The following is a 12,993-nucleotide window of genomic DNA, read 5'->3' on the forward strand; positions in this document are numbered from 1 at the left end:
TTACTAGGTCAAGGAGGAATGGAATTGCTGCAAGCTTATTTTAATATTCTCGTTATTTTTTTACTAATGTTCGTTGGTTACTGGCTGTCCTACAAACAGTGGTTCAGCAATCGAACAGCCGATATGTTTTCAAAACTCGTTTTGAATCTTTCTTTGCCCTTCAGCATGTTTTTGAACATCACTAGTAATTTTACTCGTGATGAATTCATGACCCTTTTTTCTGGGATCACGATCCCACTTCTATCGATGCTCCTTACACTGTTCATCAGTTTTGGCTATCGTAGAATTTTTCACATCTCAGAAAATCGCAAAGGAACCTTTTCCACGATGGTGACTTGCTCCAATACGATCTTTATTGGACTACCAATCAATTTGGCGATTTTTGGCGAACTGTCAATTCCTTTTGTTTTGCTTTACTATATTGTCAACACCACAATTTTTTGGACGATCGGTATTTATCTGATTGCTTCAGACAGCCCTAAAATGGAAGAAGTACAGGTCTCTTTTTATCCGTTGGTTGCCTTGAAGAAAATTTTTTCTCCGGCGTTGTTGGGTTTTATTATTGGGCTGATTTGGATGATGCTTTCTTTGAGAGTCCCGACTTTGATTACCGGCTTTGGTACTTACTTGGCAGATTTGACGACGCCTTTGTCGATGTTTGCCATCGGGATCATGGTTTATTTCAACGGAATCAAAAATTTAAAGATGAACAAAGACATCGCCGGTGTTTTGATTGGACGCTTTGTCTTTTCACCACTGATCGTCTGGTTGTTAGGTCAATGGATCAAAGTACCCGAGCTTATGCTGCAAGTATTCATTATTCAGTCAGCCATGCCTGTTCAAAACTCTGTACCGATTTTAGCACGCACTTATGAAGCTGACGAAGAGTTCGCAGCTTCTAGTATGGGTTATTCTGTTTTGATCTACATGCTATACATTCCGATTTTATTGAAATTGATTTTTTGAGCACTCTCATCAATAGTTAAAACCTGATGAAATCTATTTTTTAACGTAGATTTCATCAGGTTTTTCTTTTTCAACGTTCCGTTGTTCCTCTATCTCTTCATTGTATGAGGAGCCAAACAAAAAAGCACAGGAAATCCTGTGCCTTTGCTTTACTTAGTAATCAATGCTTCTAAGCTAGCTACTGCTTGTGCCATTTGAGAGATTTTTCCTAATTGGATCAAACGGTTTGTACGAATCGCTTCGTCTTCAACCATGACCATTGTTTCTTCAAAATAAGCTTCGATCAATGGACGCAGACTCACCAATGAACGGTAATTTTCTTCCACTGTTTGATCGGCAAATTTTTCTTCTAATTCAGCGGTCGCTTCATACAAAGCCTTCTCCGCCTCATTTTCAAATAAAGCTGGATCGACTGCCAATTCTTTATTCTCTGCTTTTTTCGCTAAATTGATCACACGAGTCAGTGCTTCGATGGATTCTTTGAAGTCTGCATCCTCTATGTGTTCCTTCAACATATCCGCCGTTTCAAACAAACGATGAACATCGGACTGTTGGGCGTTGATCACTGCTTCGATCACATCATGACGCAATTCTTTACCTGAGAAGAACTGACGTAAACGAGCTCGTAGGAAATCTAGAACGGCGCCTTCTTCATCATTCAACAGGATACCATAGCGTTCTTGGTCAGCGTTGATCTTCGCTTCGATCATTCGTTGCAAGCCGACAAATGGGAAATACCAGCCCTTGTCTGCCAAAATTCGCACGATACCATACATTTGACGACGCAATGCGTAAGGGTCGTTTGAACCGCTTGGACGTAACTCTGCTGCAAAGAAAGACAAGACACTGTCCAGCTTATCAGCAATTGCCAAAACAGCACCGACATTGGAAGCAGGGAGTTCACCATCACTAGAGATTGGCATATAATGCTCACGGATCGCTTGTGCCACAACCTCATTCTCCCCCTGCAGTAGTGCGTATTTTTCACCCATGATTCCTTGTAATTCCGGAAATTCACCGACCATGTTGGTAACTAAATCAAATTTATAAATTTCTGAAGCTCGTTTCAAGTCAGCCAATTCTTCTGTTGACAGACCGACGTTTTCACCAATGATCTGAGCTTCTTCTTCGACACGTTGCATTTTTTCATAAATCGAACCAATTTTTTCGTGGAAGGTCACGTTTTTCAGTTTGTTGACACATGCTTCGATCGTCAGTTTTTGATCTTCGTTGTAGAAGAATTCAGCATCCTCCAAGCGTGCGATCAGAACCTTTTCGTTCCCTTTGATGACATTTTCAATTTTTACTGTATTTCCGTTACGAACAGAAATGAAGTGTGGCAACAGCTTACCTTTTGCGTTACGTACATCAAAATAACGTTGATGCTCCTTCATTGAAGTAACTAACACTTCTTCCGGTACTGATAAATATTTTTCATCAAAATTTCCAACGAAGGCTGTCGGATATTCGACTAGATTGTTGACTTCTTCCAGCAAGTCTTTATCTAGCTCGATCGTCCAATCATTATCTGCAGCGATTTTACCAATCTGCTCTGTGATCAGTGCTTCTCTTTCCGAAGCATCAGCTAAAACAGCCTGTTCTCTTAATTTTTCGACATATTCATCTGCATGGGCAAAGCTGACTTCCTCTCCAAGGAAACGATGACCACGAGAATGACGACCTGTTTTGACATCTAAAATCTCGAATGGCACAATCTCTTCATCAAGTAAAGCAACGATCCAGTGGATTGGTCGAATGTACTCAAAGTCGTATTTGCTCCAGTGCATTGTTACAGGGAAAGTCAAACTTGTGATAACATCTTTTAAGCCTGTCAACACATCTACGGCTTGTTTGCCCGCTGTATGCTTAACGACATAGACGTATTCGACTCCCTTTAATTCTTTGAAGGTGATATCATCCGTTGTCAGCCCTTGGCCACGAACAAAGCCTTGAGCAGCTTTCGACCAATTGCCTTCTGCATCCAAAGCAATTTTTTTGGCAGGTCCTTTGACTTCCTCTTCCATATCCTCTTGCTGTTCAGCTAAATTTTTGACATGGATTGCCAAACGTCTTGGTGTTGAGAATGCTTGGATTTCTTCAAATTCTAAACGATTCTTCTCAAGGAATCGGCGTGTTTTTTCTTCTAATTGTTTCATACTTGGCACAACAACATGTGCAGGCATTTCTTCTAGACCGATCTCAAACAATAAATTTTTTGCCATCTTATTCTGCCTCCTTCAATAATTTTGCCGCTTCTTCAGGATCCAATAATGGATAACCCAATTTTTTACGCTCATCTACAAAGATTTTGGCTACTTCACGTGCCATATTACGAATACGTGCCAAATATCCAGCACGTTCTGTAACAGAGACAGCTCCTCGGGCATCTAACAGATTAAAGTTATGACTACATTTTAAAATATAATCATAGGCTGGATGGACCAGATGTTCTTCGATACAACGCTTCGCTTCAGCTTCAAACTTCGTAAAGTTGTTCAACAGCATGTCCTGATCGCTGATTTCAAAAGAATATTTTGAGTGTTCAAATTCTGGTTGCTTGAAGATTTCTCCGTATTTGACACCTGGTGCCCACTCCAAATCATAAACACTTTCGACTTCTTGGATATAAGAAGCCAGACGTTCCAAACCGTAAGTCAACTCCGCTGTTACTGGATGACAAGCCAGTCCGCCCACTTGTTGGAAATAGGTAAACTGTGTGATTTCCATACCGTTCAGCCAAACTTCCCAGCCGAGACCCGCACAGCCCATCGAAGGATTTTCCCAATTGTCTTCTACAAAACGAATGTCATGCTCAAGCGGATCGATGCCAAGTTTTTCTAAACTTTCCAAATACAATTCTTGGATGTTTTCCGGTGATGGCTTCATCACTACTTGGAACTGATGATGTTGGTACAGACGATTAGGGTTCTCTCCATAACGTCCATCAGCTGGACGACGAGAAGGCTCTACATACGCAGCATTCCAAGGCTCTGGTCCGATTGCCCGTAAGAATGTGTAGGGACTCATCGTTCCTGCCCCTTTTTCTGTATCGTAGGCCTGCATCAGCATACAGCCATTGTCAGACCAAAATTTTTGTAAAGTTAAAATCATTTCTTGTACCGTTAGTTTTTGACTCATGTGTTTGCTCCTTTTTGATTTTTTATTCTTGTTACGATGTTCCAGCTTCGCTCTGATCTTATCACAACAAAAAGTCCCTATGTTTATACAAAAATTGTATAAACATAGGGACGATATATTCGCGGTTCCACCCTACTTCCGATTGCTCGGCAGCTTGATTTGATCTGTGCTCACATTCGCCTGCGGTAAAAAGGTTCACTGTCTGGCTCACACTTTCCCAGACTCGCTTGAAGGAAGATTCTTTTTCCTAAAAATGGTCACTGCACTATTCGATTACATCTATCATAATTCTCTTGCCTACTGTTTGTCAAACGAAAGATGAAAGTTTCTGAATTATTTCATGGTTTCTTGTTTCACTTTATGATCTACCACGTGTCTTTTGGCTAATTCGTCGGCAACTTCTTTCACTGAAATACCCATCTCATTCATCAAGACAAGGACATGATACGCTAGGTCCGCGACTTCATAGACCGTTTCTTCCCGATCTTCTTTCATCGCCCCAATCACGACCTCCGTGGACTCTTCACCCACTTTTTTCAGAATTTTCTCTTTGCCTTTTTCGAAAAGATAACTGGTATAGCTTCCTTCTTTTGGTGTATCTTTACGCTCCTGGATCAAATCATACAAACCTTGTAGTGAAAATTTTTCTGGCAAAGCTTCCTCATAAATCGTTTCAAAGAAACAGCTTTCAGCGCCAGTATGACAAGCAGGTCCATCTTTTTTGACCAATGCCACTAAAGCATCCTGATCACAATCGGCTTTTAAGGCAACCAAGTGTTGATAATTACCGCTAGTTTCCCCTTTACGCCACAATTCTTGACGGCTTCTCGAGTAAAAAGTCATTAGCTTGTCTTTTAATGTCAATTCTGCGCTTTCTTTATTCATATATGCAAGGGTTAGAACTTCCTTTGTTTCTGCATCCTGCACAACCACAGGGATCAGTCCATTTGCATCAAATTTCAATGTATCGAGATCCATCTCTTTTTCCTCCTATACGCGTACAGCAATTTGTTCGTTCGCCAATTCCTGTTTTAAATCGGGAATTTTGACTTCACCGTAATGAAAAATCGAAGCGGCCAGACCAGCTTCAATATTGGGTAACTGGAACAATTCAACAAAATCTGCCACATTGCCAGCCCCACCAGAAGCCACGATCGGCAAAGAAGAAATCTCTGTGATTGCTTTTAATAGCGGTAGATCAAAGCCTTGTTTGACACCGTCCGTATCCATGCTGTTGATAACCAGTTCACCAGCTCCTAGTGATTCGCCTTGTCGAATCCATTCAAGTGCTTCGATTCCCGTATCTTCACGACCACCTTTGGCAAAAACATTCCATTGATCACCGACTCTGCGAATATCGACAGATAAGACGACACACTGACTACCGTAACGTTTGGCGCCTTCTTCGATCAAACGAGGATTGCGGATCGCTCCTGAATTGACACTGACTTTGTCGGCACCGCAATTCAATACCCGTTCAAAATCCTGTACTTCATTGATCCCTCCACCAACAGTCAAAGGAATAAACACTTCCGAAGCCACTGCTTTTAAAATATCGGTGAATAGTCCCCTTTGTTCTGCAGAAGCGGTAATGTCGTAAAAAACCAGTTCATCTGCACCTTGCTCATTGTAAAATTTCGCCAAAGTCACAGGATCATTGACATCTCTTAGACCTGCGAAGTTGACTCCTTTTACCACCCGTCCATCACGGACATCCAAACAAGGAATAATTCGTTTTGAGATCATACTATTCCCCTTCCTTCAATACGTCTTCCAGCTTCAAATCGCCTTTGTACAAAGCTTTACCAACAATGACGCTTGGTATTCCGATTTCTTTTAGGGCAGTGATATCTGCTAGCGTTGCCACACCACCGGAGGCAACAAATTCAACCTGTTCGATCGTCAATAGTTTCTGATACAAAGGAATGTTGATCCCCTGGCCTGTTCCATCACGAGAAATCTCTGTAAAAATAATGGTTTTGGTTCCCCATGAAGCTAATTCTTTACAGAAATCAAAGGCATCTGTCTCAGTGGTTTCTAACCAGCCTTCTACTGCAACCTTTCCATCTCTGGCATCCACACCCACGGCGATTTTGTCTCCATATTTTTGGATGATTGTTTTAGCCAATGTCGGATTCTTCTGAGGTAGAGTCCCGATGATCACTCGATGGACGCCTGCAGCGAGGCATCGTTCCACCGTTTCTTCATCTCGAATCCCGCCACCGACTTCTACGAAGAGATCCGTTTGAGAAACGATTTTTTCTGCTGTTGTAAAATAGCGCAAGGCACCGTCTTTGGCACCATCCAGATCAACCAAATGTAAATACTTGGCCCCTTTTTCTTCAAAGGATTTGGCGAAAGCGACGGGGTCCTCCCCAAATACTTCCTGCTGTTGATAGTCTCCCTGATACAAGCGGACTACTTTCTCATTCAATAAATCAATTGCTGGAAAAATCTTCATCCCTTCACCTCCGAAAATGCTTTTAGCATACGCAAGCCAACATCTCCACTTTTTTCTGGGTGAAATTGGGCGCCATAGACGTTCTCCTTTTGGACAAGTCCAGGAACTGCGATGCCATATTCACTCGTAGCTACCAGGCTTTCTTCACAATTGGTCCCGTAAAAGCTGTGGACATAATAGACCTGTTCGCCTTCATTAAAACCCTCTAGCAAGGGTGAATCCTTTTTGACAAGTAGTTCATTCCAACCGATATGGGGAACCTTCAGAGAAAGCTGTTCCTTTTGAAGAGCCGCTTTCAACGAAACGATCTCGCCTTTTAGCAAACCCAAACCCACATGTTCACCAAATTCCGTGCTTTTTTCAAAGAGCAACTGCATACCTAAACAAATACCCAGCAAAGGTTTTCCTGCGGCAGCTAGTTGTTTGACCGGTTCTTCCAATTGATGCTCTCTCAGTTTTTGGATCGCATCTCCAAAGGCGCCCACTCCCGGTAAAATAATCTGGTCTGCCGCTTCCAGCTGTGCAACATCACTGGTGATCACACTTTCGATTCCCAGATACTCTAATGAGCGAGACAAGCTAAAGAGATTGCCTACGCCATAATCTATAATCGCAATCATAATTTGCCTCCTAAATAATTGTTCCTTTGGTTGACGGAATCTCATCTGGTGCTACTTCATCGATACTCGCAGCCTGCCCCAAGGCACGACCAAAGCCTTTAAAACAAGCTTCAACAATATGGTGGCTATTTTTTCCAGCGATTTGATGCAAATGGATCGATGCTCCAAGTTCGCGGGCAAATGCAATGAAAAATTCTTCTACTAATTCCGTATCAAATTGCGTCCCAATTTTTTCACTAGGGATATCCAATTCGATCACTGCCATTCCTCGACCGCTGATATCGATCGCAGCCATGACCAAAGCTTCATCCATCGGCAATAAGAAACTGCCGTATCTCTTGATCCCTCTGCGTTCCCCCAAAGCTTCAGAAAATGCACGACCTAGTGCGATCGCAATATCTTCGGTCGTATGATGGGCATCCACATAGACATCTCCGTCACAGACCAAGTCAATATCGAATCGTCCGTGCCGACAAAAAAGTTCTAGCATGTGGTCTAAAAAACCGACACCTGTTTTAAAGCTTTGTTGACCAGTACCATCGATCTCCAAAGTCAGTTGTATCTTTGTTTCAGTTGTATTTCTAGTCACTGAAGATTTTCTCATGCTCCCACTCCTTCTATTTCTTTGATCACCTGAATCAATTGTTCCATCTCTTCTTGAGTCCCAATAGATATTCTTATATAATTATCGATCCGAGGATGACTAAACCAGCGAACCAGAATATTTTTTTCTTTTAAAGCGAGAAATAAGGTTTGACCTGGGACCTTTTCATGCTGAACAAAGATGAAATTCGCTTGACTATCAGTTCCTTCAAAGGATAATTTGGCCAGCTCTTTTTTTGTCCATTCTCTGGTCGCAATGATTTTCTCTGTACAGCTGTCCACATACTCTTGAGAAGCTAGTGAGGCTGCCCCGCACGCTAGAGTCATTGCATTGACACTGTAAGGATTATGACTGAATTTCAAAGTATTCAGATCCGTGATCACTTCTTTGGATCCCACCGCATAACCTAAACGAGCCCCTGCCAAATGACGGGATTTTGAAAAGGTTCCGACGACTAGAACATTAGGGACTTCTTCAAGATAAGGAATCATCGATGCCTCACTGAAATCACTGTAGGCCTCATCAACAATGATTAGTCGCTGCGGGTTTTCCTTAGCAAACTGGCAAATCGTTGCTGGAGACAAGGTCAAGCCAGTCGGTGCATTCGGGTTGGCGATCACGATCGTTGCTGCTCCCGTATAATCTGCCAAATCGATCGATAAATCTTCCTTTAAAGGAACTTTTTCTACATCCAGATGAAAGACATCGCCATACACTTCATAGAATCCATAACTGATGTCTGGAAACTGGACGCCTTTTTCCATAAATCCCTGAAACAAAAAGGATAATACCTCGTCACTACCGTTCCCTAAAAAGACTTGCTCCGGTTCGACACCAAAGCCTTTAGCTAAAGGAAGGATCACCTGACTACAAGTAGGATCAGAGTACCGACTCAATGTTCCGGCAGCTTTTTTCGCTGCTTCAAAAACAGCTTTAGGAGGATCATAAGGATTTTCATTGGTGTTCAACTTAATGATTTGTTCATTCTTGGTTTGTTCTCCAGGAACGTAAGGAATCAAATGCTGAAACTGAGTATCTAAGTATTGACTCATGCTTCCTCCTCCTTTCGAATTGTCATGGAACGGGCATGACCAACCAGTCCTTCCATTTCAGCAAAGGCAATCACCTGATCGGCAGCACCTTGCAAGGCTTCTTCTGAATAATACAAGTAGCTACTTTTTTTGATAAAATCATCCACAGACAAAGGCGAATAGAAACGCGCCGTTCCCTCAGTTGGCAATGTATGATTCGGTCCGGCAAAATAATCACCAAGTACTTCCGGAGTATAATGACCTAAAAAGACACTACCGGCATGTTTGACTTTTCCCAGCAAGGCAAAGGGTTCTGAAACACACAGCTCCAAATGCTCTGGAGCAATTTGATTGGCCAGTTCCACCGCTTCATTCAATGTTTCAGCCACAATGAGCTTGCCGTTGTTTTCAATCGAGACTGCTGCAATTTCTTTTCTTGGAAGTGTCGCTAATTGATCGTTCAGTTCTTGCTGAACCTTTTGAGCAAGCGTCTCACTGGTCGTGACTAAAACAGCTTGCGCCAAAGTATCATGCTCTGCCTGAGCCAGTAGATCAGCAGCGACCCAATTCGGCTTAGCTGACTCATCTGCAACGATCAAGACATCACTTGGTCCCGCGATCATGTCGATATCGACCAGTCCATAGACCATACGCTTGGCAGTCGCAACGTAGATATTACCCGGGCCAACGATCTTGTCGACCTTAGGGATCGTTTTTGTTCCATAAGCCAGTGCTGCGATTCCTTGGGCACCACCGACTTTGTAGATTTCATCGACGCCTGCGATCTTGGCTGCTGCCAAAATTGCTGTTGGAATCTTCCCTTCCTTATTCGGAGGAGTGATCATCACGATTTTTTCAACCCCTGCGATCTTGGCTGGCAAGACATCCATCAGAACGGTACTTGGATAGGCTGCTGTGCCGCCGGGTACATAAACACCAACTTTTTCAAGCGGTAGAACTCTTTGTCCCATGACCGTTCCTTGATCTGTTGTCGTGACAAAGCCTCTTTGGACTTGTTTTTTATGAAAAGAAGCAATATTTTTTTTGGCTTGTTCTAAAATTGCCAGGAATTCTGAGCTTGTTTCCTGAAGAGCCGCATCGATCTCTACTTGGCTGACTTTGAATTCAGTTAGCTCCGCTTGGTCAAACTTTTTAGTATAAGTGCTCAGAGCTTCGTCACCCTTCACACGAACCTCCGCCAATACTTCACTAACGACCTTTGAGACATCCAGACTTTCGCCAGCAGTTCGCTGCACCAAAGAGTCCACAGACTCATTCTTTGTATAACGAATCTCTATCATAATTGTTCTTTCACCTTCTTTAACAGTGTCTGAAGCATTTCTTCTTTAAAGCGCCAGGTCGAGTGGTTGACCACCAGACGGGCAGAAGATGGGGCGATGTCTTTCAATACGATTAAATCATTCTCTCTTAATGTCGTTCCTGTTTCCACGATATCGACGATGACATCGGACAGATCCAATAAAGGTGCCAATTCGATTGAGCCATGTAGCTGGATCAATTCGACCGCCTGTCCCAAACGGCTAAAATAGCGTCTGGTCGTGTTCGGATATTTGGTGGCTACGCGCAGCTTACGTGTATTGTCCTGCAAGAAATTCTTATGCGCAGCAACCGCCATTTTACATTTGCCCATTTTTAGATCCATCAATTCCAACACATCTGGCCGTGATTCATCCAAGACATCTTTACCGATTACGCCAATGTCAGCAACTCCATGCTCGACATAGATCGCGACATCACTTGGCTTGACTAAAAAGAATTTCAATTTCTTTTCTTCATCGACAAAAATCAGCTTACGGTTGTCTTCAAAAATATTGTCGCTGGCCAAACCCGCCTTGACTAAGAGTTGATAGACGATATCGGCCATCCGTCCTTTAGGTAGAGCAAAGCACAAATACTCAGACTCTTCTTCAGGAAGCTCCTGGGAACGTCCCAGATTGTTCAAATGCATACCGAAACCGATCCCGCCCTGATCTTTGTCTTGTTTTCGCAACAGACGATCGTATCTGCCACCAAACAATACCGCCTGTTTGCCTTTTTTTACAAATCCTTGAAAAAGCAGACCACTATAGTAATCCGCATCATTGACAATCGAAAAATCTAGACGAATCTTCATGTTTTCAGGAATCCGACCTTGTTCCTTTAGTAGATCATGCAACACTCTCAATTTTTCCAAAGCATTTAGTGCGATCGGATTTTTGAGCAAGGCTGCAGCTTTTTCATAGGCCTGATCAAAGCTTCCAGTAAGGGTGATCAAGTCTTCCAACAAACGGATCTTTTCTTCAGGTACTTCGCATTCTTCCCCTAGCTTGCGCAGAATATGAGGACTTTTTTGTTGTAGGGCTTTAATGACATTCTCATGCTCTTCGCATGGGAACAATTGACAAATCGCCTTTAAGACACCCATATGAGATAGATCCAGTACACCGCCGCCTGCTACAGACAAACTTTCTAGCGCCAGATACAAAACATCTAGCTCCTCTTTCTGATTGATTTCTCCTATATATTCTAATCCAGTCTGATGAATCCGTAGATACTCGCCATTTTGGCGGTCGTGTCGATAGACATCCTCATAGTAATAAACTTTTCTGCTTTCACCAGGAGGCGTATTCTTGACGATCGACAGAGTGACATCCGGCTTTAACGCCATGATTCGACCATCACCACCAGTAAAAGTAATGACCTCTGCTTCGTTGATAAATTTTTTATTTTGGCTATATAATTCGTATTCTTCAAAACTACTCAAATGGTACAATTGAAACCCTCGTTGCTGATACAAATTTCTTAGCTGCAAAGCAATTTGCTCTTCCGGTTTCAATACTGAAAATAAATTGTCCAAAATCTCACTCCTAACCATTAGAATTCAATAAAAAAGTATTAAGAATATCATAAATATAATTTAAACAAAGGTCAATCATTACTCGTTAGATTTTGTAATTTTCTATAAATTTATAAGAGTCTTTACGTTTGTTGAGAGATATTCAGTGTTTCGATCTTTTTATGAGAACGCTTTCTGTTATCAAAAATTCAAATCGTTTGAAATTTAGCAGATTATTTAGGACACGCAAAAAAAACATGAACCTTTTTTTGACAAGGTTCATGTTTTTGGATTCATCATCTTTTCCCAACTGCCCATTTGGTCAATAAATTTTTTACTTTTTAGATGCAGTCCTACATATTCTTCATACAAAGCATCAATCGTTTGACGGATCGATGCTTTCGTTTCTGGCTTCAATTCGATCGATTGGATGTTTTCATAAGAAATCTGAGAGAACATCCGAATGAAATGAATCGCGACCGGATCAGCGTGATGACGTCGCGGATCTTTGTCCCAGTGCTTTTCACACAGGATTCCATTGTATTTAGAGGAATAATCAAACTTTCCATGAGTTTCTTGACAGACAGCACATTTTTGCCAGTCGATCGCGATACCAAAGCGCTGCAATACTTGAATCTCAAAAATATTGGTCAGGATCTCGGCATCATTTCCTTGATCCATCATCAATAAGGCTTGATGCAAAAAAGTATAGAGATTCGGATCATACACCCGATCTTCAATCGCTGCATCGGCTAGATTCATTATATAGGTCGCATAACCGGCTAAAAAAATATCTGACTGGATATTGCGGAAATGTCGGACTTCCTTGGCACTATTTAAAAAGGACAGACCTTCGCTGTTGAATTTTCCGATGTAGACGGCTTCGGTGAAAGACAGCAAGGCAGGTGTTAACGGATTGTTCCTACGATGAGCTCCTTTGACATAAAACATTTGTTTGCCAGCAGATTCTGTAAAAATTTTGACTAACTTGTCTTTTTCTTTATGATCTTTACTAAACAAAAGAATTCCTTTTGATTCAGCAATTGCCATCTTCTCTCCTCCTCACTTTTTTGATAACTGTTTGACTAAAAAACATTTATCATCACTGGTGTTGCATAAAAATAATTTAGAATATTCTGAAAACTAATTTTCGTGGAAATAGGTCAAAAGAAACTGTGCTGACGCAAAGGATGACTTTTTCCAGAAAAAATTTTACCTGTTATTCAACTGAAAACCAAAAAAGTAACGAGCTAAATTTCTTTTTTCTCATGTGGGAATTAATTTTTCTAACCAACACTCAAAAGGCTGAAACAGTAAATAACGAAAGAATCGTTTGA

Annotated in this window: 12 protein-coding genes; 1 reads left to right on the forward strand and 11 read right to left on the reverse strand. The window is 41.8% G+C overall.

Annotated features, from left to right (window positions below; translation table 11 throughout):
• Positions 1-24 precede the first annotated feature (24 nt).
• The gene (locus ACWODM_RS13275; protein WP_455321844.1) at positions 25-966 is read left to right on the forward strand and encodes an AEC family transporter; all 942 of its coding nucleotides are present in this window, start codon (positions 25-27) and stop codon (positions 964-966) included.
• 149 nt (positions 967-1,115) lie between these two features.
• On the opposite strand, the gene glyS is transcribed toward ACWODM_RS13275, so the two are convergent.
• From glyS to recO, 11 genes are all read right to left on the reverse strand, one after another.
• Complete coding sequence (gene glyS / locus ACWODM_RS13280; RefSeq protein WP_455321845.1) at positions 1,116-3,188, reverse strand: glycine--tRNA ligase subunit beta; 2,073 nt, start codon at positions 3,186-3,188, stop codon at positions 1,116-1,118.
• 1 nt (position 3,189) lies between these two features.
• Positions 3,190-4,104, reverse strand: coding sequence for a glycine--tRNA ligase subunit alpha (gene glyQ, locus ACWODM_RS13285; RefSeq protein WP_455321846.1), 915 nt, complete (start codon positions 4,102-4,104; stop codon positions 3,190-3,192).
• 333 nt (positions 4,105-4,437) lie between these two features.
• Positions 4,438-5,082, reverse strand: a complete 645-nt coding sequence (gene hisIE / locus ACWODM_RS13290) for a bifunctional phosphoribosyl-AMP cyclohydrolase/phosphoribosyl-ATP diphosphatase HisIE (protein WP_455321847.1) — start codon at positions 5,080-5,082, stop codon at positions 4,438-4,440.
• 12 nt (positions 5,083-5,094) lie between these two features.
• Entirely contained in the window at positions 5,095-5,850 is a 756-nt protein-coding gene (gene hisF, locus ACWODM_RS13295) for an imidazole glycerol phosphate synthase subunit HisF (RefSeq protein ID WP_455321848.1), read from the reverse strand.
• A 1-nt stretch (position 5,851) separates the two neighbouring features.
• Positions 5,852-6,565, reverse strand: a complete 714-nt coding sequence (gene hisA / locus ACWODM_RS13300) for a 1-(5-phosphoribosyl)-5-[(5-phosphoribosylamino)methylideneamino]imidazole-4-carboxamide isomerase (protein ID WP_455321849.1) — start codon at positions 6,563-6,565, stop codon at positions 5,852-5,854.
• Positions 6,562-7,185, reverse strand: a complete 624-nt coding sequence (hisH, locus tag ACWODM_RS13305) for an imidazole glycerol phosphate synthase subunit HisH (RefSeq protein WP_455321850.1) — start codon at positions 7,183-7,185, stop codon at positions 6,562-6,564. Before hisH ends, hisA begins: the two co-directional genes overlap by 4 nt.
• 10 nt (positions 7,186-7,195) lie before the next feature.
• A complete protein-coding gene (hisB, locus tag ACWODM_RS13310; RefSeq protein WP_455321851.1) occupies positions 7,196-7,789 on the reverse strand; it encodes an imidazoleglycerol-phosphate dehydratase HisB in 594 nt (197 codons plus the stop codon).
• Positions 7,786-8,841, reverse strand: coding sequence for a histidinol-phosphate transaminase (gene hisC / locus ACWODM_RS13315; RefSeq protein WP_455321852.1), 1,056 nt, complete (start codon positions 8,839-8,841; stop codon positions 7,786-7,788). The genes hisB and hisC overlap by 4 nt, the downstream gene beginning before the upstream one ends.
• A complete protein-coding gene (hisD, locus tag ACWODM_RS13320) occupies positions 8,838-10,118 on the reverse strand; it encodes a histidinol dehydrogenase (RefSeq protein ID WP_455321860.1) in 1,281 nt (426 codons plus the stop codon). The genes hisC and hisD overlap by 4 nt, the downstream gene beginning before the upstream one ends.
• The gene (gene hisG, locus ACWODM_RS13325; RefSeq protein WP_455321853.1) at positions 10,118-11,677 is read right to left on the reverse strand and encodes an ATP phosphoribosyltransferase; all 1,560 of its coding nucleotides are present in this window, start codon (positions 11,675-11,677) and stop codon (positions 10,118-10,120) included. Before hisG ends, hisD begins: the two co-directional genes overlap by 1 nt.
• Positions 11,678-11,935: 258 nt before the next feature.
• Positions 11,936-12,706, reverse strand: coding sequence for a DNA repair protein RecO (gene recO, locus ACWODM_RS13330; RefSeq protein WP_455321854.1), 771 nt, complete (start codon positions 12,704-12,706; stop codon positions 11,936-11,938).
• Positions 12,707-12,993 lie beyond the last annotated feature (287 nt).

This window comes from Enterococcus olivae, from assembly GCF_053760925.1.

Coding starts and splice junctions, on each gene's coding strand:
- glyS (WP_455321845.1), bottom strand. CDS start 3,188: ATGGCAAAAAATTTATTGTTTGAGATCGGTCTAGAAGAAATGCCTGCA.
- glyQ (WP_455321846.1), bottom strand. CDS start 4,104: ATGAGTCAAAAACTAACGGTACAAGAAATGATTTTAACTTTACAAAAA.
- hisIE (WP_455321847.1), bottom strand. CDS start 5,082: ATGGATCTCGATACATTGAAATTTGATGCAAATGGACTGATCCCTGTG.
- hisF (WP_455321848.1), bottom strand. CDS start 5,850: ATGATCTCAAAACGAATTATTCCTTGTTTGGATGTCCGTGATGGACGG.
- hisA (WP_455321849.1), bottom strand. CDS start 6,565: ATGAAGATTTTTCCAGCAATTGATTTATTGAATGAGAAAGTAGTCCGC.
- hisH (WP_455321850.1), bottom strand. CDS start 7,185: ATGATTGCGATTATAGATTATGGCGTAGGCAATCTCTTTAGCTTGTCT.
- hisB (WP_455321851.1), bottom strand. CDS start 7,789: ATGAGAAAATCTTCAGTGACTAGAAATACAACTGAAACAAAGATACAA.
- hisC (WP_455321852.1), bottom strand. CDS start 8,841: ATGAGTCAATACTTAGATACTCAGTTTCAGCATTTGATTCCTTACGTT.
- recO (WP_455321854.1), bottom strand. CDS start 12,706: ATGGCAATTGCTGAATCAAAAGGAATTCTTTTGTTTAGTAAAGATCAT.